The sequence below is a fragment of the Allobosea sp. GW822-FHT05A11 genome, assembly GCF_058800455.1.
This window is the reverse complement of sequence record NZ_JBXAMI010000003.1, coordinates 265,995-283,525: the sequence shown is the minus strand read 5'-3', so window position 1 is coordinate 283,525 and position 17,531 is coordinate 265,995. Positions and strand designations below refer to the sequence as shown.

The following is a 17,531-nucleotide window of genomic DNA, read 5'->3' as shown; positions in this document are numbered from 1 at the left end:
GCAGGGGCTGGGCTGCCGGGAAGGGCCGTGAAGTGGGTCTGGCCTGGGGCATGGTTTTCGAACCGCGTCACGCGCCGGGAATCGACGCCTTCTGGTCTCATGTAGAGTGAACATAACAAGAACATAAAGCAAGGGCGGGATTGTGACATGCTGCGTTGCGGCATAGGATTTCGCTTATGCTCACGGCCGTGATCCGCAGCGATGGTTCCCAGCAGGCGCTTGCCGCGACCCTGGCTGTTCTGATTCCAGCGGTCGCGGAGGGGTTTCTCGGCCATGCGGTGCTCGTCGACACGGTCGGTGCGCCCGAGACCGAGCGCGCTGCCGACGCCACCGGCGCCCGCTATCTCCGCGCGAGCCATGAGCAAGCCTGGCGGGAAGGCGCAGCCCATGCACGGGGAGACCGCCTCGTCCTGTTCGAATCCGGCGATGTGCCGCAGGCTCATTGGGTCCAGGCGGTGGAGCGTCATCTGCTGGTCGCGGCGGCAAAGCCGGCCCTGATTCCCCTGGAAGGGGCGTTTGCGTCCTTGCGCGAACGGCTCATGTTCTCGCTGCCCGGTCGCGGGCTCACGGCGGGGCTTGTCATGCCCAAGGCGGTCGCGCTGACCGGTCGTCTCGACCGGGCGCCGGTGCGGCTGCCGGTCCTGCGGGAGCGGGCGGGCTAGCTGCCTGGAGGGATGTGGCGCCGCCGAAGGCGATATGCCTGAAGCGCATGGCGAAACGAATTTCGTGCGGGAACTTGTGCGCTGCAGCATAAGTTCATATGTAGACGGTTGCCTGAAGCACCTCCCTCAGACATCGAAAGGAGAGATCCATGCTGGAACGGCACGATTCCTGTTCTGCGCTCGAAGCGGAGCGCGACGAGGACAAGCGCGAGGAACAACGGGAGGACGAAGATACGTTCTCGCCTCGCGAACATCAGGAAGGATTCTGGAGCTAGCCTCTCCACGAAAACCAAGCGGAGGGCTGGATGCAGCCCTCCGCACGGCATTCTCAGGAAGTCGCGGGCCCGTTCGGGCCCGATTTGTTTTGAACGCCCGGCCGGAGCGACCAGCCAGCGGGACGAGGCGGTGATGACCGTCTGCGACCCCGGCACCTCCGGCGCCGTTGAGAGGCGCTACACCTGATTCCGGAACGTGTCGCAGCTCTGCATCGAGCCTGACTGGAAGCCGGTGGTGAACCACTTCATGCGCTGCGCCGAGGAGCCGTGCGTGAAGGAGTCGGGCACGACCGTGCCTTGCGCCGCCTTTTGCAGCTTGTCGTCGCCGATGGCGGAGGCGGTGCGCATCGCCTGGTCGATATCGCCCTGGTCGATACGGCCCATCGCCTGGACGTTGTGAGCCCAGACGCCGGCGAAGCAGTCCGCCTGCAATTCGATTCGCACCGAGATCGCGTTCGCGTCGCGCTCGGAGGAGCGCTCGCGGATCTGGTTGGCCTTGGGCAGGATGCCGAGCAGGTTCTGGATGTGATGGCCGACCTCGTGGCCGATCACATAGGCATAGGCGAAATCGCCGCCGCCGCCGAGCTTGCGCTGCATTTCCTGGAAGAAGGAGGTGTCGAGATAGACCTTCTTGTCGACCGGGCAATAGAACGGCCCCATCGCCGATTGCGCGGTGCCGCAGCCCGAACGGTCGACGCCGGAGAACAGGACGAGCCGGGGCGGCTGGTAGCGGGTATTGGCCTGCTGCGGCAAAAGCTTCGACCAGATGTCCTCGTTCTGCGCCAGAACGGCCGAGACGAAGCGACCCATCTGGTCCTCCGGCGGGCCGGAGGAACGGCGCGTCTCTTGCGTCTGCTCGCGCCCGCCGATGCCGCCGATCAGTTCGGCGCCGCCGATGAGCAGGCGCGGATCGATGCCGAGCGCCCAGCCGAGCAGGCCGAGCACCACCATCGTGCCGATGCCGACGCCGCCGCGCCCGCCTGGCATGCCGGCGAAGCCGCCGCCGCCACCACTGCCGCGCCTGTCCTCGAGATTATCGGACTGGCGGTAATCTTCCCATTGCATGAAGGCATCCCCGGCGAAGTTCCCCCGCAATCTCGCCGGGAGATGCGGGGAACTCAAGTCGTCTTTGCAAACCGCTCCTGAACGCAACCTGACCGCGGGGGTTCCACTCAGTGGTAGCCGCTGTCGATCCTGACCTTGCCACGGAAGGTCCAGTATACGAAGGCGGTGTAGAACAGGATCGTCGGCAGGAGGAAGCTGACGCCGATCAGCACGAAGATATGCGAGCTCGGCGCCGCTGCCGTGTCCCAGATCGTCAGATCGGGCGGCACCAGATGGGGATAGTTCGAGACCGCGAGCCCCAGAAAGCACAGGACGAAGATCGCGATCGTGAGGGCGAAAGGCGTGAACTCATGCGCGCCGTGCAGCCGCTTCCAGGCGATGTAGCCGCAGATCGCGGTCAGCACCGGAAGCGGCCAGAGCAGCATCAGGTTGGACGGCGTGAACCAGCGCTCGGCGATGCGCGGATGCGCATAGGGCGTCCAGAGCGAAACCAGCACGGCGAAGGCGAGCAGGCCCAGCAGCAGTGCCTTCGCCTGCCGGCGCGCCCGGTCCGCCACCGGCCCCTCCGTCTTGTAGACCAGCCAGGTCGCGCCGAGCGTGGCATAGCCGATGACGACGCCGATGCCGCACATCACCGTGAACGGCGTCAGCCAGTCGAAGGGGCCGCCGGCGAACTGCTTGTCAACGACCTTCACGCCCTGGAGCAATCCGCCGAGGATCAGCCCTTGCGCGAAGGCAGCGAGCGTCGAGCCTGCCCAGAAGGCGAGATCCCAGACCTTGTGATGGGGCTTGGCCACCCAGCGGAACTCGAAGGCGACGCCGCGGAAGATCAGCGCCAGCAGCATCAGGATCACCGGGATGTAGAAGGCCGGCATGATGATGGCATAGGCATAGGGGAAGGCGACCCAGAGTCCCGCGCCGCCGAGCACCAGCCAGGTCTCGTTGCCGTCCCAGAACGGCGCGACCGAATTCATCATCTGGTCGCGCTCGCCCTCGTCCTTCGTCGTCGGGAACAGGATGGCAATGCCGAGGTCGAAGCCATCGAGGATGACGTAGAGCATTACGGCGGAGCCGATCACGCCGGCCCAGATCACGGGGAGATACCATTCCATAATAGCTCTCCTCAGTTCGCCGGCTGGATCTTGTCGTCGCCGGGATGGCCGTCGCCGAAGATCGCCGCGGCGGGCGCCTGTGCCGCCTTCAGCGTCCGCTTCGATGGCTGCTCGGGCGGGTCCTCATGGCTGATCTCGTCCGGTCCCTTGTCGATCAGGCGATTAATCAGGAGGATGCCGGCCGTGAACACCACGCAGTAGACGAAGACGAACAGCCCCAGCGAGATCGCGACCTCGAGAGTCGTGATCGGCGAGACCGCGTCCTTCGAGCGCAGGACGCCGGTGGCGAGCCAGGGCTGGCGACCGACCTCGGTGACGAACCAGCCGGAGAGGATGGCGACGAACCCGGCCGGCCAGCTGTACTGGGCGAGCCAGAGCCATCGGCGCGATTCGAAGATGGTGCCGCGCTTCCAGAGCCAGGCGCCGGCCCAGCCGAACAGGATCATCAGGGTGCCGATGCCGACCATGACGCGGAAGGCGAAGAAGGGGATGAGCACCGGCGGCCGGTCCTCGACTTTGAAATCCCTGAGGCTCGGGAACAGCGCATCCATGCTGCCATGCGTCAGCAGGCTGGCGACGCCGGGGATCGAGATTTCGAACCGGTTGAGCTCGGCTTTCTCGTCGGGCCAGGCGAAGAGGACGAGCGCGCCGGGCTTTGCCGAATCCCAATGCGCCTCGATAGCGGCAAGCTTGGCCGGCTGGTAGATCGCGGTCTGCTTGCCGTGGAAATCGCCGATCAGCGCCTGCAGCGGCGCGGTCAGTGCGATCATCAGGATCGCCATGCGCACCATCGTCTTGGCCGATTCGGTTCGGTGTCCGGCGAGGAGATGGCGCGCGCCGGTCGCCAGCACGACGAAGGCGGTGGTGAGATAGGCCGCCGTCATCATATGCGCGAAGCGCAAGGGGAAGGTCGGGTTGAAGACGATCTTCATCCAGTCGACGGGGTAGGCGATGCCGTCGCGAACCTCGTGCCCGACGGGATACTGCATCCAGCTATTGGCCGAGAGAATCCAGAAGCCCGACATCGCCGTGCCGCCGGCGACGATCGCCGCCGAGAGAAAATGCAGCCAGGGCGGCACCCGCTTCCAGCCGAACAGCATCACGCCGAGGAAGGATGCTTCCAGAAAGAATGCGGTGAGTACCTCATAGCCCAGCAGCGGACCGACGATATTGCCGACCGCGACAGAGAAGCGGCTCCAGTTCGTGCCGATCTGATAGGACAGCACGATGCCGGAGACGACGCCCATCGCGAAGGAGACGGCGAATATCTTGGTCCAGAACCGGGCGAGCAGGTGGAATTTCGGGTCGCCCGTCTTCAACCACAGCCCGAGCAGCGTCGCGATATAGGCGGAAAGCCCGATCGTGAAGGCCGGGAAGACGATATGGAACGAGATGGTGAAGGCGAACTGGATGCGCGAAAGCAGAAAAGCATCGATGACCATCGCAGAACTCCGTCTGGCCACGTCACGCCGGTGCCGGGCCTCGCCCGTTCGGGCGTGTCTGGATGTGATCTAATGCAAGCCTGCCTCGTGCCGCGCCTGCGCGCAACGTCGCTGCGTCAATTCTTCCCGTCGAGCGCCGCCTTCAGCGCGCGCAGGTCGCGCCAGGCGAGCCGCTTCTGCAGCGGCTGCCGCAACAGATAGGCCGGGTGCAGCGTCGCGATCGCCGGGATGCGCCGCGCGCCGGTGTCGTATTCCACCCATTTGCCGCGCGAGCGCAGGATGCCGGTGAAGCCGAGCAGTCCTTGTGCGGAAGGGCCGCCGACGCAGACAAGAATGTCGGGATCGGCGAGCTCGATCTGGCGCTGGATGAAAGGCAGGCAGATCGCCACTTCCTGCGGCGTCGGCGTGCGGTTGCCCGGTGGTCGCCAGGGCAGCATGTTGGCGATATAGACGTCGTCCTTCCGGCTCAGCCCGATCGCGGCCAGCATGCGGTCGAGCAACTGCCCGGAGCGCCCGACGAAGGGCAGGCCGATGCGGTCCTCGTCGGCACCGGGCGCTTCGCCGACCATCATCACCCGGCCCTGCGGATTGCCGTCGGCGAAGACCAGGTTCTTGGCGGTGGCCTTCAGCACGCAGCCTTCGAAACCGGCCAGCGCGGCCTTCAGCTCATCGAGCGTGCGCGCTTCGCGAGCGAGCGCCTTGGCGCTGACCGTGGCGTCGTCAGGTGCCGTTGCCGCAGCCGCCATCGGCCGTGCCGGAGCGGCAGGGCGGCCGGGTAGCGGGCGCAGGCGCGGCTGCCCGTCGCCGCGCTCGCCGGCAGGAGCCGGGTCGGAAAAATGGTTGCGCGGCGCTTCGTCGAGCGCCTCGGTCACGCCCATCTCGGCGTACCAGCTCAAAAGCTCGTAAGGATCGGGCGCGTCGGGGCTGACTGCATCGGACAGGCTCATCGCTGCATCCTATACCTTGCAAACCCTCTCTGCGAGCCGACACAGTTGCAAAATGGAACGCACGCTTGGATAGAGGGGTTCCAGACTGGACGAAAGCCGGCATTGAACGACCCGGTGAAATAGTTCATATATAAACTATCATGCGGCGCATGCTGCTGAGGCGGAGGGCAGGATGGATCTCAAGGAAGCGCAGAGCGAACCGCGCGAGAGCATGGACTATGACGTCGTCATCGTCGGTGCCGGCCCTGCGGGTCTGGCGGCTGCGATCCGGCTGAAGCAGCTCGATGAGTCCATCTCGGTCGTGGTGGTCGAGAAGGGCGCCGAGGTCGGCGCCCATATCCTCTCCGGTGCCGTCATCGATCCCATCGGCCTCGACCGGCTCGTGCCGGACTGGCGCGACGATCCCGATCGTCCGCTGACCACCGAGGTCAAGGAAGACATCTTCTATTTCCTGACCGAGCCGAACGGTATCCGCCTGCCGAATTTCGGCATGCCCTCGCTGATGAATAACCACGGCAATTTCGTGGGCTCGCTCGGGCTCGTCGCGAAGTTCCTGGGCGCGCGGGCCGAGGCACTCGGCGTCGAAATCTATCCGGGCTTCGCCGCCGCCGAGCTGCTCTTCAACGAGGACGGCTCGGTCGCCGGCATCGCCACCGGCGACATGGGCATCGCCAAGGACGGCACGGTCTCCGACCGCTTCACCCGGGGCATGGAGCTGCGCGGCCGCTATACGCTGCTCGGCGAAGGCGCGCGCGGCTCGCTCTCCAAGATCGCGATCAAGCGATTTGCATTGGATGAAGGCCGCGAGCCCCAGAAATACGGCATCGGCCTGAAGGAACTCTGGCAGGTCAAGCCGGAGAAGTTTCACAAGGGCCGCGTCCAGCACTCCTTCGGCTGGCCGCTCGACAACAGCACCGGCGGCGGCTCCTTCCTCTATCATTTCGACGACAATCTGGTTTCGGTCGGCTTCGTCGTCCATCTGAACTACCAGAACCCGACGCTCTCGCCCTTCGACGAGTTCCAGCGCTTCAAGACCCATCCGCTGATCCGCGACACCTTCGAGGGCGCCAAGCGCATCGCCTATGGCTCGCGCGCCATCACCGAGGGCGGCTGGCAGTCGGTGCCGAAGCTGACCTTCCCGGGCGGCGCGCTGATCGGCTGCTCCGCGGGCTTCGTCAACGTGCCCCGCATCAAGGGCAGCCACAACGCCATCCTGTCGGGCATGCTGGCGGCGGAGAAGCTGGTGCCGGCATTGCAGGCCGGGCGCAGTCATGACGAGGTCGTCGAGATCGAGACGAGCTGGCGCGACAGCGCCATCGGCAAGGACCTGAAGCGCGTCCGCAACGTCAAGCCGCTCTGGTCCAAGTTCGGCACCTTGCTCGGCATCGGGCTCGGCGGCATCGATATGTGGCTGAACCAGCTTTTCGGCTGGTCGCCCTTCGGCACGCTGAAGCACGGCAAGCCGGATTTCGCGACGTTGAAGCCGCTGGCCGAGGTCACGCCGATCACTTATCCGAAGCCGGACGGCAAGATCTCCTTCGACAAGCTGTCTTCGGTCTTCCTCTCCTCGACCAATCACGAGGAGGACCAGCCGGCGCATCTGAAGCTGACCGACCCGTCGGTCCCGATCGCGCAGAACCTGCCGCTCTATGGCGAGCCGGCGCGACTCTATTGCCCGGCGGGTGTCTACGAAGTCGTCTACGAGAACGCCGAGACCAAGGCCAATCCGCGCTTCGTGATCAACGCGCAGAACTGCGTCCACTGCAAGACCTGCGACATCAAGGACCCCGCCCAGAACATCACCTGGACGGTCCCGGAAGGCGGCGGCGGGCCGGGCTACGCGAATATGTGATCGCGGGGCGATTCGCTGTCCGATGAATCAATAAAGGGCGCGCCGGCCGGCGCGCCCTTTATCGTCAGGCCAGGAGGCCGATCAGCCCTTGCGGACGATCTTGGCGACCGGCTTGGTCTCGTCCTTGGCGCAGCCGGCGACGAAGCCGCCGAGGAGTGCGATGGCGGCAATGCTCAGAATGATCTTCTTCATTGGAACAGTCCCAGTGGAATCGCTGCGAAAGCTGCAGACGGACAAGCTATAGGCCCGATATCCCTGCGTGATGATCGCCGTTTTCGGCTTTCGACCGCTTGGTCAGGCAGATTTCCGGGAGTGTTGCGCGGCTGCTACGAAAGAGCCGCATTCGGGAGGGGGCCGGCTTGCCCGTCCGCCCGGAAACCGCCATCTTGGCAGCCTACGCGAAGCGATCACGGTCCGCTGGAAGAGTGCGCCCCGAGATGGTGAGGCTGCGGACCGAGGGAGAATGGCAGTCGTGACATTATTGAAGAAGGTGCGTGCCTCCGGCACGGCTGCTGCGTTGTCGCTTTTGATGTTCCTGCCAGCCGTGGCCGCTGCCCAGGGCGCAACGCAGCCGCGTACGGCTGACACGCTCGAGCCGGGCGACAGCCTGGAAGGCAACTACCTCGCCGCGATCGTCGCCGGTGCCTCCCGCGATCTCGGTGCGGCCTCCGTCTATCTGCGCGAGGCGATCAAGGAAGACCCGCAGAACAACGATCTGACCGAGCGCGCCTTCGTCGCCTTCCTGGCCGACGGTGCCATGCCGGATGCCTTCCGGGCGGCCGACAAATTGATCCAGCAGGACCCGAGCAATGGCCTCGCCCAGCTCGTCATCGGCATCCGCTCGATCAAGCAGAAGAGCTACCGGACGGCGCGCAATCATCTCCAGCGCGGGGGCAGGGGGCGCGCGGCCGACATCACCGCGACGCTGCTCACAGCCTGGTCCTATCTCGGCTCCGGCAATTCCCGCCGAGCGATCGAGACGCTGGAGCGCCTGAAGGGCGAGGCGTCCTACAATCTTTTCCGCGACTATCATGCCGGGCTCATTCTCGATGCCGCCGGCCGCAAGGGTGAAGCTGAAAAGCGGCTGAAATCCGCCTATGACGCCGAGAAGACCACGCTCCGGCTGGTCGATCTCTGGGCGCGCTTCCAGGCCCGCAACGGCGATTTCAACGGTGCGGCCGAAACCTACGCCGCCTTCGACCGCCTGCTGCCGAATCATCCGATCATCCGCGAGGGCATGGCGCTCGTCGGCAAGAAGGATGCGCCGCCGCGTCAGATCACGACGCCGCAGCAGGGCGCGGCCGAGGTGCTCTATGGCCTCGCCAGCGCCGGCAATCGCCAGGGCGACGAAGCCGCCGCGCTGCTCTACCTGCGCATGGCGATCTATCTCGACCCCGGCCACGACCTCGCGATCCTGACGCTCGGCGACATTCTGGAGCGTGCGCGCCAGCCGGAGGATGCCGTCGCCGTCTACGACAAGATGCCGGCCTCCTCGCCGCTGCGTCCGAATGCCGAGATTCAGGCCGGCCTGGCCCTGGAAAATCTCGGCAAGCCCGAAGAGGCGGTGAAGCATCTCGACAAGGTCATTGCCGAGCGGCCGGACGATGTCGACGCGCTCTCGGCGCTCGGCAACATCTATCGCTCGCGCAAGAAATTCGCGGAAGCCGCGGCGGCCTATGACAAGGCCATCGACAAGCTCGCCTCGCCCGGCCGCGCCAACTGGGACCTGTTCTATTTCCGCGGCATCGCCCGCGAGCGCATCAACCGCTGGCCCGAGGCCGAGGCCGATCTGCGCAAGGCGCTCGAACTCCTGCCCGATCCGCTCGGCCGCGAGCGGGCGCTGGTGCTGAACTATCTCGGCTATTCGCTGGTCGACAAGCATCTCAAGCTCGACGAGGCGCTCGACATGCTGCGCCGCGCCGTCGAGCTCCGCCCGCGCGACGGCTACATCATCGATTCGCTCGGCTGGGCCTATTATCGCCTCGGCCGCTACGACGATGCCTCGCGCGAGATCGAGCGCGCCGCGGAGCTGCGCCCGTCCGATCCGGTCATCAACGATCATCTCGGCGACGTCTACTGGCGCACCGGCCGCCAGCTCGAGGCGAAGTTCCAGTGGAACCACGCCCGCGACCTCAAGCCCGAGCCTGAGGACCTGGAGAAGATCCTGCGCAAGATCGAGCGCGGGATGGAGGATCCTTCGGCCAATGCGGTCGAGGAGACCAAGAAGGACGGCGGCTGACGCTTCCGCGTCGCCGGCCTGACGCCGTGGCCCCACCGCTGACGACGCGCGCCCGCGCCAAGGTCAATCTCGACCTGCGCGTGCTCGGCCGACGCGCCGACGGCTATCACGAGCTTGAAAGCCTCGTCGCCTTCGCCGGCGTCGGCGACACGCTGTCGCTCGATCCCGGCGCTGACCTCTCTCTGACGCTCGCAGGGCCTCGGTCTAAAGGACTCGCGGCCGATGACGGCAATCTTGTCCTGCGCGCTGCCCGCTCGCTTGCAGCGGCACGCCCCGGCCTACGCCTGGGACGCTTCCATCTCGTCAAGCGCCTGCCGGTCGCCTCGGGAATCGGGGGCGGCTCGGCCGATGCGGCTGCGGCGTTGCGCCTGCTCGCGCGCCTGAACGGCATCGCTCCGGGCGATCCGATCCTGCGGGAGGTCGCGACGCAGGTCGGGGCCGACGTATCGGTCTGTCTCGATTCGCGCGCGCGGCTGATGGCCGGCATTGGCGAAAAGCTCGGCCCGGTGCTCAGGCTGCCGCCGCTTTTCGCCGTGCTGGTCAATCCCGGCGTGGGGGTCGAGACGGTGGGCGTATTCCGGGCGCTTGGTCTCAAGGCGGGTGAGGTGACGTCGGAAGCGCGCGCGCAGAATCTTGCGGCCCCGGCATCGGCCGCGGATCTGCTGGGCTATCTGGCGACCACGAGCAATGATCTCGCAGCACCGGCGCAGCGGGGTGCGCCGGTGATCGGCGAGGCCCTGGACCGGCTCGCGGCGTTGCCCGGTTGCCGGCTGGCGCGCATGTCGGGCTCGGGCGCGACCTGCTTCGCGCTGTTCGACGATTGCGCATCGAGCGCTGCCGCTGCCAAGGCGTTGCAGCGCGAGCGGCCGGGCTGGTGGGTCAAGCCGACGCTGCTGAGCTAAAGCGGTGGGGCCGCTCGACCGTCATTGCGCTCCTCGCAGTGACGGCGGCGCGTCAGCTCAATGCGCCCGCGCCACGCAGAAATCGACGGCGGCGTTGAGCGCCTGCTTCATCGGCGAGGCCGGGAACAGGCCGAGCGCGTCCTTTGCCATGCGCGCATAATGCTCGGCGCGGGCGATCGTGTCGTCGAGCGCCTTGTGCCGGCGCATGATCGCCTGTGCTTCCTCCAGATCGCCGTCGCGGATCTCGCCGTCCTGTAGCGTGCGCTTCCAGAAGGCGCGCTCGGCCTCGTCGCCGCGGCGGAAGGAGAGCACGACGGGCAGGGTGATCTTGCCCTCGCGGAAATCGTCGCCGGTGTTCTTGCCGAGCTTGGCGGCGACGCCGCCATAGTCGAGCGCGTCGTCGATCAGCTGGAAGGCGATGCCGAGATTGAGGCCGTAGCTGCGGCAGGCGGCGGCATCGGCCTTGGGGGAGCCGGCGATCACCGGCCCGACCTCGCAGGCGGCGGCGAAGAGCTCGGCCGTCTTGCCGCGGATCACCGCCAGATACTCGTCCTCGGTCGTTTCCGTGTTCTTGGCGACGGAGAGCTGGAGAACCTCGCCCTCCGCGATCACGGAAGCGGCGGTGGAGAGGATGTCGAGCGCCCTGAGCGAGCCGACCTCGACCATCATCTTGAAGGCCTGGCCGAGCAGGAAATCGCCGACCAGCACGCTCGCCTCGTTGCCCCAGAGCATGCGGGCGGCGAGCTTGCCGCGGCGCATGTCGCTCTCGTCGACGACGTCGTCGTGGAGCAGCGTGGCGGTGTGCATGAACTCGACGGAGGCCGCGAGCTTGACATGGCCATCGCCGGCATAGCCGCAGAGGTCGGCCATCGCGAGCGTCAGCATCGGCCGCAGCCGTTTGCCTCCCGACGAGATCAGGTGGTTGGCGACCTCCGGGATCATCGTCACGTCGGAGCCGGTGCGCGACAGGATCATCGCGTTGACGCGGGCCATGTCCTCGCGCGTCAGCGCGACCAGCGGCTCGATGCTGGCCTGATTCGATTCCCGTTCCTCGAGGGAGACGACGACACCCACTGGAGACACTCCGGAGTCAGATACCCGCGCCGGGCGGCGCGCTTGTGCCATGCCACAACCGTCGCATGGGACGCCAGCCCCTGCAAACCGGCGTGACGCCGCACCTTTGCGTGAACGGGGGCCCGAAAGCCGACGGCTCTTGCACAAACCCGGGCGCTTGGGCTCCATGGAGCCATGCACGAACTCCTGCGCACCAACGACCTTATCCTGCTCGGCGCCGTCGAGGCCCTGCTGGCTTCGGCCAATCTCGACTGCCTGATCGCAGATCAGCATATCAGTTCGCTCGAGGGCATGATCGGAGCCTTCCCCCGTCGCCTGCTGGTGCGCGATGCCGATCGCAGGCGTGCGCGGGCTTTGCTGGTCGAGGCCGGCTACGGATCAGAATTGCGTGATGAGTGAGATCGAACCGGGCGTGGCACTGGGCGAGATCGTAGAGGATCGTTTGCTCGATGGCCGGCTGAGGCTGCTCCAGCCGCGCAAGGGCCACCGCGCCGGCAGCGATGCGGTCCTGCTCGCAGCGGCGCTGCCGGACCTAGGCGGCGGCGCGTTGCTGGATATCGGGGCCGGCGTCGGCACGGTCGGCCTCGCCGCGGCGCTGGCCCAGCCGGAGTTGCAGGTCACGCTGCTGGAGCGCGATCCGGAGCTGGCCGCGCTGGCCGCGCGCAATGCCGGACTCAACGACATGGCGGGTCGCGTGACGGCGATCGCCGGCGATGTCACGGCGCGGGCCGTGGCTCTGTCGGAACTGGGCCTGGCATCCGCGTCCTTCGACGCGGTGGCGATGAACCCGCCCTTCTATCGCCCGGGCGGCAGCCGGGCCTCGCCTGTCCCGAACCGCAAGGCCGCCCATGTCGCCGAAGGAGCGCTCGCGCCCTGGCTGCGGACGGCCCGGCGCCTGCTCCGGCCGAGTGGATATCTCGCGCTTATTCATCGGGTCGAGGCGCTGCCCGAAGTTCTGGCCGGCCTCGAAACCGGCTTCGGCGCGGTTGCGGTCCGCCCGGTCCATGCCTTTGCCGACAGGCCCGCGATCCGCATCATCGTCACGGCCGTGCTGAACAGCAGAAAGCCGGCAGCGTTGCTGCCGGCTTTCGTGATCAATGGCGCTGATGGCAGGCTGACACCCTTGAGCGACGCGGTCCATCGCGGTCGTGGGCGCCTTACGCCCGATTACCAGTAGTAGCGCGGCCCGTAGAACCGCCGCGGAGCATAATAGGCCGGCGGGCCATAGAAGCGCGGCGGGCCGTAATAGCGCCGCGGCCCGTAATAGCGGGGGCCGTAATAGCGCGGCCGGCCGTAATAGCGCCGAGGCCCGTAATAATACTGCGCCTGCTGTACCATGCCTTCGCTCGAGACCGAGGGCGCGGCCGCAATCGGCGCTGCCGCAATCGGGGCGGCAGAAGCAGGGGTAGCGGCGATGCCGGCGACGCCCAGCGCACCAGCGGTCGCCATGGTGACGATCAGTGTCCGAAACATGAAAACCTCCATGAGATGGCGCCGGCAGTCCCTGCCGTCGGATGAAAACGCCGTCCTTAAGTTGAATATTAGGGCCTCGAACCTGAACGGCACGGAATCGCGTCGTTCAGCTTGCCTTCAGCCAACAGCCACATTGCGGCCATTCTTGGGAGCCGCTCAGCGGCAGATGCGCACCGGGCGAACCACCCAGCGCCAGCCGTTCCAGACGCGGCGGTCGGACCAGTAGCAGCGTGGGCGCCGGTATCGGCGCAGGCCGTAATACTGGGCCTGCTCGACGAGGCTTTGCCCGGCTTGCGCCGATTGACCGGCCGCGGCAGCGACAGGCGCGGCCGCAACCGGGGAGACGGCGAGAGCGACTCCGCCCATAGAACCCGCCAGCGCGGCAGCAAGAAGCGTTGTCCGGAACATCCTGGCCTCCATCGCGCCGCCGGCCCAGGCGGGGCCAACCCGTCATCCCCGAGGCGGATGGCGGGCGTTATTGCACGGACGGCGCGCAACCCGCGCCGTCCCTTTCCGTCTTAGGATATGCGCTCGCCTCAGCGGCAGACGCGGACCGAACGCCTGATCCAGCGGTGGCCGTTCCAGACGCGGCGGGACTCGGTCCAGCAGCGCGGACGGTAATGGCGGCGCGGGCCGTAATGCGGGCGGCCGCGATGCCAGGCCTGCTGGACGAGACCGGTTTCGGCGCCGGAAGCCAGCGCCGTGCCGGCGGAAATCGGCGCCGCCGAGGCCGGGGCGGTGCTCATGGCGGCACCGAGCAAGGTCGCAGCGCCGAAAGCGGCGGCAATGATGCGGGTTGTCAACATGGGCTTACTCCTTGGTTATGCAGCCGCCGGCCCGTCATCAAATGCTCGCCCCGAACATCGCGAGCCGTGCGGTTGGGATTGTCGATATCAGACCCGATATGAACGAAACCTGTCCGCTTTCGGTTCCGGCTCATGCTTGACCATGACTGGTCCGAACCCTAATCACCGCACCATTCCCTTGTAATCGGAAGGTTGCTGGCACTTGTCCGCCCCCGCGCCACTCTCGCACTCCACCATCCCGGCTTCTTCCCCGGCGATGGATCCGACCCGCTCCTTCCAGGGGCTGCTGCTGACGTTGCAGCGCTTCTGGGCCGAGCGAGGTTGCGTGGTGCTGCAGCCCTACGACATGGAGGTCGGTGCCGGCACCTTCCACCCGGCGACGACCTTGCGCGCGCTTGGGCCGAAGCCGTGGCGGGCAGCCTATGTCCAGCCTTCGCGCCGCCCCAAGGACGGCCGCTACGGCGAGAACCCCAACCGCCTCCAGCATTACTATCAGTTCCAGGTCATCCTGAAGCCGTCGCCGCCGGATCTCCAGCAGCTCTATCTCGACTCGCTCAAGGCCATCGGAGTCGATCTCGGCCTGCATGACGTCCGCTTCGTCGAGGACGACTGGGAGAGCCCGACCTTGGGCGCCTGGGGCCTCGGCTGGGAATGCTGGTGCGACGGCATGGAAGTCAGCCAGTTCACTTACTTTCAGCAGGTCGCGGGCGTGGAATGCGCACCCGTCGCGGGCGAACTGACCTATGGGCTCGAACGCCTGGCGATGTATGTCCAGGGCGTCGAGAACGTCTACGATCTCAACTTCAACGGTCTCGATGGCGAGGACCGCATCTCCTATGGCGACGTCTTCCTGCAGGCCGAGCAGGAATACTCCCGGCATAATTTCGAGCATGCCAATACCGAGATGCTGTTCCGGCACTTCACCGATGCCGAGACCGAGTGCAAGGCCCTGCTCGCCGCCGGCGAACCGGCCGCTGGCGCCAACCAGCCCCGCCACGAACTCGCCCTGCCGGCCTATGACCAGTGCATCAAGGCCAGCCACATCTTCAACCTGCTCGATGCGCGCGGCGTGATCTCGGTCACCGAGCGGCAGAGCTACATCCTGCGCGTGCGCGAGCTCTCCAAGGCCTGCGGTGCGGCCTGGCTGAAGACCGCCGGCGGGGGAGCCATCTGATGCCCGATCTTCTGCTTGAACTGTTTTCGGAAGAGATTCCCGCGCGCATGCAGCGCAAGGCTGCCGATGATCTGAAGAAGCTCGTCACCGATGCGCTGGTCGAGCGCGGCCTCGTCTATGAGGGCGCGAAGGCCTTCGCGACGCCGCGCCGGCTCGCGCTGCACATTGCCGGCCTGCCCGTTCGTGGCCGCGATGTCCGCGAGGAGCGCAAGGGTCCGCGCGTCGGCGCGCCCGATGCCGCCGTGCAGGGCTTCCTGAAGGCCGCCGGCCTTTCGTCGCTCGACCAGGCGACCATCGTCAGCGATCCCAAGAAGGGCGAATCTTACGTCGCCATCATCGAGAAGCCCGGCCAGGAAACCGTCGCGGCCATCGCCGAGATCGTCCCTGCGATGATCCGGTCCTTCCCCTGGCCGAAATCGATGCGCTGGGGCAAGGCCTCGGCCGCTGGCGCGAGCCTGCGCTGGGTGCGCCCGCTGCATTCGATCCTCTGCACTTTCGGCGCCGAGACCGAAGACACCGAGATCGTGCCCTTCGAAGTCGACGGCATCGTCTCCGGCAACGTGACCTATGGCCACCGCTTCCACGCGCCTGCACCCATCACGGTGAAGCGCCTGGAGGACTATGTCGCCTCGCTTGAGAAGGCGAAGGTCGTGCTCGATGCCGACCGGCGCAAGGAGATCATTCTCACCGACGCCCGCAACCTCGCCTTCGCGCAGGGTCTCGACCTCGTCGAGGACGAGGGCTTGCTGGAGGAGGTTGCCGGCCTCGTCGAATGGCCGGTCGTGCTGATGGGTTCCTTCGAGGAACGCTTCCTCGACATTCCCGGCGAGGCGATCCGCGCCACGATCCGCGCCAACCAGAAATGCTTCGTGCTGCGCGATCCGGCGACCGGCGATCTCGCCAATCGCTTCATCCTGGTCTCGAACCTCATCGCCAGCGATGGTGGCGTGGCGATCACCGCCGGCAATGGCCGTGTGGTTCGTGCGCGCCTCTCGGACGCCGCCTATTTCTGGCAGACCGATCGCGGCTCGCTGCCGGACCTCGACACCTTCAAGGACAGCGCTGAAAAGCTCGGCCTCGATCTCGCCAAGCCGCTGGATCAGCGCATGGCCAAGCTCGACAAGCTCGGCGTCGTCTTCCACGCCAAGCTCGGCACGCAGGGCGAGCGCGTCCAGCGCATCGCGGCTCTGGCCAGGGAACTGGCCCCGATCGTCGGCGCCGACCCGGAGAAGGCCGAACGTGCCGCCAGGCTCGCCAAGGCCGATCTGCCGACCGAGATGGTCGGCGAGTTCCCGGAACTGCAGGGCCTGATGGGCCGGAAATATGCCGAGCTGCAGGGCGAGGATGCTTCGGTCGCGGCCGCGGTCGAGGAACACTACAAGCCGGTCGGCCCGTCCGATCGCGTTCCTAACGATCCGGTTTCGGTCGCGGTGGCGCTGGCCGACAAGGTTGATCTGCTCACGGGCTTCTGGGCGATCGACGAAAAGCCGACCGGCAGCAAGGATCCTTTTGCGCTGCGACGGGCTGCGCTGGGCGTAATCAGGATCGTGCTGGAAAACGGCCTGAACTTCTCGATCGACCGTTTCAACGACGTGCAGCTCCTGCGTCATCAGATCGGCTCTGCACCGGCGGCCCCCGAAAAACTCGGCGCCATCCTGTCCGCAGCGGCTACCAGCGGAATGTTCGGTGAACAGGCGCGCGCGCTGATTGCCGCGAGCCGTGACGAGAGGCCCGAATGGCTGCGGCTCGTCGATGAGCATGACCCCGCCATCAGCGACGATCTGCGCCTGTTCCTCCAGGATCGCCTCCGGGTTCATCTCCGTGAGGTCGGCACCCGGCACGACATCATCGATGCCGTCATCGCGCCGGGAAGCTGCAATCTTTTCCTCATTACCCGCCGCGTCGCCGCGCTCGGACGTTTCCTCGACACCGAGGACGGCAGGAACCTGCTCGCGGGCTACAAGCGCGCCGCCAATATCCTCAAGGCGGAGGAGAAGAAGGACGGGGAAGGCGCCTTCGCCGCTACTCCGGACCTGCATCTCATCGCCGAGGCTGGCCTGATCGAGGAGAAGGCGCTGGCCGTAGCACTTGCGCAAGCGACGCCGAAGGCCGAGGCCGCCGTCGCCGCCGAGGATTACGAGGGCGCCATGGCCGCGCTCGCCGAAATCCGCCCGGCGGTCGATGCCTTCTTCGACAAGGTCACGGTCAACGATCCCGATCCGGCCCTGCGCGCCAACCGCCTGAAGCTGCTCAACCAGCTCCGCCAGGCAACGCGCGCGGTCGCGGATTTCGATCGCATCGCGGGCTGAGCCGAGCGCAGGAACTGCGGAAAACCCCTCTCCCACCCGGGAGAGGGGTTTCTGTTTGCGGCTTCCGCGTTCCTTCGAAAGCCCCTTTCGCCGGCAAACCCGCCTCCGGAACCAATCCCCGCCCTGCGACGTTCTCTCGCCGGGGCTGACAAGCCGCGAATGCGTCGCGGCTGGGCTCCGGGGGGCCGGCTACCGGCCG

The 17,531-nt window shown here is 66.6% G+C and carries 17 protein-coding genes; 9 read left to right on the top strand and 8 right to left on the bottom strand.

Features of this window, described 5'->3' with window-relative positions; genetic code table 11:
* Positions 1-176 precede the first annotated feature (176 nt).
* The gene (locus tag AC1RLU_RS10905) at positions 177-662 is read left to right on the top strand and encodes a hypothetical protein (protein WP_492795519.1); all 486 of its coding nucleotides are present in this window, start codon (positions 177-179) and stop codon (positions 660-662) included.
* A gap of 149 nt (positions 663-811) precedes the next feature.
* Positions 812-937 (top strand): hypothetical protein, encoded by a 126-nt coding sequence (locus AC1RLU_RS10900; RefSeq protein ID WP_274532843.1) that lies wholly within the window; start codon positions 812-814, stop codon positions 935-937.
* Positions 938-1,114: 177 nt separating this feature from the next.
* Here the strand turns inward: AC1RLU_RS10900 and ypfJ are convergent, their stop codons facing one another.
* From ypfJ to AC1RLU_RS10880, 4 genes are all read right to left on the bottom strand, one after another.
* Positions 1,115-2,002, bottom strand: coding sequence for a KPN_02809 family neutral zinc metallopeptidase (gene ypfJ, locus AC1RLU_RS10895; protein WP_113585551.1), 888 nt, complete (start codon positions 2,000-2,002; stop codon positions 1,115-1,117).
* A 107-nt stretch (positions 2,003-2,109) separates the two neighbouring features.
* Positions 2,110-3,114: a cytochrome d ubiquinol oxidase subunit II gene (gene cydB, locus AC1RLU_RS10890; RefSeq protein ID WP_492795518.1), complete on the bottom strand. Its 1,005-nt coding sequence runs from the start codon at positions 3,112-3,114 to the stop codon at positions 2,110-2,112.
* A gap of 11 nt (positions 3,115-3,125) precedes the next feature.
* Positions 3,126-4,556, bottom strand: coding sequence for a cytochrome ubiquinol oxidase subunit I (locus tag AC1RLU_RS10885; protein ID WP_492795516.1), 1,431 nt, complete (start codon positions 4,554-4,556; stop codon positions 3,126-3,128).
* A 116-nt stretch (positions 4,557-4,672) separates the two neighbouring features.
* Positions 4,673-5,503, bottom strand: coding sequence for a uracil-DNA glycosylase (locus tag AC1RLU_RS10880; protein WP_492795515.1), 831 nt, complete (start codon positions 5,501-5,503; stop codon positions 4,673-4,675).
* Between the two features lie 172 nt (positions 5,504-5,675).
* Between AC1RLU_RS10880 and AC1RLU_RS10875 the strand changes: the two genes are divergently transcribed.
* From AC1RLU_RS10875 to AC1RLU_RS10865, 3 genes are all read left to right on the top strand, one after another.
* Positions 5,676-7,355, top strand: a complete 1,680-nt coding sequence (locus AC1RLU_RS10875) for an electron transfer flavoprotein-ubiquinone oxidoreductase (RefSeq protein ID WP_492795513.1) — start codon at positions 5,676-5,678, stop codon at positions 7,353-7,355.
* A gap of 472 nt (positions 7,356-7,827) precedes the next feature.
* Positions 7,828-9,594: a tetratricopeptide repeat protein gene (locus tag AC1RLU_RS10870; protein ID WP_244511888.1), complete on the top strand. Its 1,767-nt coding sequence runs from the start codon at positions 7,828-7,830 to the stop codon at positions 9,592-9,594.
* 26 nt (positions 9,595-9,620) lie between these two features.
* Positions 9,621-10,496 carry a 4-(cytidine 5'-diphospho)-2-C-methyl-D-erythritol kinase gene (locus AC1RLU_RS10865; RefSeq protein ID WP_492795512.1) on the top strand — a complete coding sequence of 292 codons (876 nt, stop codon included), beginning with the start codon at positions 9,621-9,623 and terminating at the stop codon, positions 10,494-10,496.
* A gap of 57 nt (positions 10,497-10,553) precedes the next feature.
* Here the strand turns inward: AC1RLU_RS10865 and AC1RLU_RS10860 are convergent, their stop codons facing one another.
* The gene (locus tag AC1RLU_RS10860; protein WP_492796205.1) at positions 10,554-11,489 is read right to left on the bottom strand and encodes a polyprenyl synthetase family protein; all 936 of its coding nucleotides are present in this window, start codon (positions 11,487-11,489) and stop codon (positions 10,554-10,556) included.
* A 255-nt stretch (positions 11,490-11,744) separates the two neighbouring features.
* Here AC1RLU_RS10860 and AC1RLU_RS10855 point away from each other — a divergent pair, with 255 nt between their 5' ends.
* Together AC1RLU_RS10855 and AC1RLU_RS10850 are read left to right on the top strand one after the other, a co-directional pair.
* On the top strand, positions 11,745-11,969 hold the full coding sequence (locus AC1RLU_RS10855) for a putative signal transducing protein (RefSeq protein WP_091855874.1): 225 nt from the start codon (positions 11,745-11,747) through the stop codon (positions 11,967-11,969).
* Positions 11,962-12,747 (top strand): tRNA1(Val) (adenine(37)-N6)-methyltransferase, encoded by a 786-nt coding sequence (locus AC1RLU_RS10850; RefSeq protein ID WP_492795510.1) that lies wholly within the window; start codon positions 11,962-11,964, stop codon positions 12,745-12,747. Before AC1RLU_RS10855 ends, AC1RLU_RS10850 begins: the two co-directional genes overlap by 8 nt.
* Here the strand turns inward: AC1RLU_RS10850 and AC1RLU_RS10845 are convergent.
* From AC1RLU_RS10845 to AC1RLU_RS10835, 3 genes are all read right to left on the bottom strand, one after another.
* Entirely contained in the window at positions 12,738-13,043 is a 306-nt protein-coding gene (locus AC1RLU_RS10845) for a hypothetical protein (protein WP_082617199.1), read from the bottom strand. The two genes, AC1RLU_RS10850 and AC1RLU_RS10845, sit on opposite strands and share 10 nt — an antisense overlap.
* 156 nt (positions 13,044-13,199) lie before the next feature.
* A complete protein-coding gene (locus AC1RLU_RS10840; protein ID WP_492795508.1) occupies positions 13,200-13,451 on the bottom strand; it encodes a hypothetical protein in 252 nt (83 codons plus the stop codon).
* A gap of 128 nt (positions 13,452-13,579) precedes the next feature.
* Positions 13,580-13,849, bottom strand: a complete 270-nt coding sequence (locus tag AC1RLU_RS10835) for a hypothetical protein (RefSeq protein WP_492795507.1) — start codon at positions 13,847-13,849, stop codon at positions 13,580-13,582.
* A 256-nt stretch (positions 13,850-14,105) separates the two neighbouring features.
* Here AC1RLU_RS10835 and AC1RLU_RS10830 point away from each other — a divergent pair, with 256 nt between their 5' ends.
* Both AC1RLU_RS10830 and glyS read left to right on the top strand, forming a co-directional pair.
* On the top strand, positions 14,106-15,023 hold the full coding sequence (locus AC1RLU_RS10830; protein WP_061964804.1) for a glycine--tRNA ligase subunit alpha: 918 nt from the start codon (positions 14,106-14,108) through the stop codon (positions 15,021-15,023).
* Positions 15,023-17,332, top strand: coding sequence for a glycine--tRNA ligase subunit beta (gene glyS / locus AC1RLU_RS10825; protein WP_492795506.1), 2,310 nt, complete (start codon positions 15,023-15,025; stop codon positions 17,330-17,332). Before AC1RLU_RS10830 ends, glyS begins: the two co-directional genes overlap by 1 nt.
* Positions 17,333-17,531: the final 199 nt, after the last annotated feature.

Bases quoted from the DNA above. Each gene is read 5' to 3' on its own strand.
- AC1RLU_RS10830 (WP_061964804.1), top strand. From the start codon at position 14,106: ATGGATCCGACCCGCTCCTTCCAGGGGCTGCTGCTGACGTTGCAGCGC.
- AC1RLU_RS10855 (WP_091855874.1), top strand. From the start codon at position 11,745: ATGCACGAACTCCTGCGCACCAACGACCTTATCCTGCTCGGCGCCGTC.
- AC1RLU_RS10900 (WP_274532843.1), top strand. From the start codon at position 812: ATGCTGGAACGGCACGATTCCTGTTCTGCGCTCGAAGCGGAGCGCGAC.
- AC1RLU_RS10845 (WP_082617199.1), bottom strand. From the start codon at position 13,043: ATGTTTCGGACACTGATCGTCACCATGGCGACCGCTGGTGCGCTGGGC.
- AC1RLU_RS10905 (WP_492795519.1), top strand. From the start codon at position 177: ATGCTCACGGCCGTGATCCGCAGCGATGGTTCCCAGCAGGCGCTTGCC.
- AC1RLU_RS10875 (WP_492795513.1), top strand. From the start codon at position 5,676: ATGGATCTCAAGGAAGCGCAGAGCGAACCGCGCGAGAGCATGGACTAT.
- AC1RLU_RS10885 (WP_492795516.1), bottom strand. From the start codon at position 4,556: ATGGTCATCGATGCTTTTCTGCTTTCGCGCATCCAGTTCGCCTTCACC.
- glyS (WP_492795506.1), top strand. From the start codon at position 15,023: ATGCCCGATCTTCTGCTTGAACTGTTTTCGGAAGAGATTCCCGCGCGC.
- AC1RLU_RS10840 (WP_492795508.1), bottom strand. From the start codon at position 13,451: ATGTTCCGGACAACGCTTCTTGCTGCCGCGCTGGCGGGTTCTATGGGC.
- AC1RLU_RS10850 (WP_492795510.1), top strand. From the start codon at position 11,962: ATGAGTGAGATCGAACCGGGCGTGGCACTGGGCGAGATCGTAGAGGAT.
- AC1RLU_RS10835 (WP_492795507.1), bottom strand. From the start codon at position 13,849: ATGTTGACAACCCGCATCATTGCCGCCGCTTTCGGCGCTGCGACCTTG.
- AC1RLU_RS10860 (WP_492796205.1), bottom strand. From the start codon at position 11,489: ATGGCCCGCGTCAACGCGATGATCCTGTCGCGCACCGGCTCCGACGTG.
- cydB (WP_492795518.1), bottom strand. From the start codon at position 3,114: ATGGAATGGTATCTCCCCGTGATCTGGGCCGGCGTGATCGGCTCCGCC.
- AC1RLU_RS10880 (WP_492795515.1), bottom strand. From the start codon at position 5,503: ATGAGCCTGTCCGATGCAGTCAGCCCCGACGCGCCCGATCCTTACGAG.
- ypfJ (WP_113585551.1), bottom strand. From the start codon at position 2,002: ATGCAATGGGAAGATTACCGCCAGTCCGATAATCTCGAGGACAGGCGC.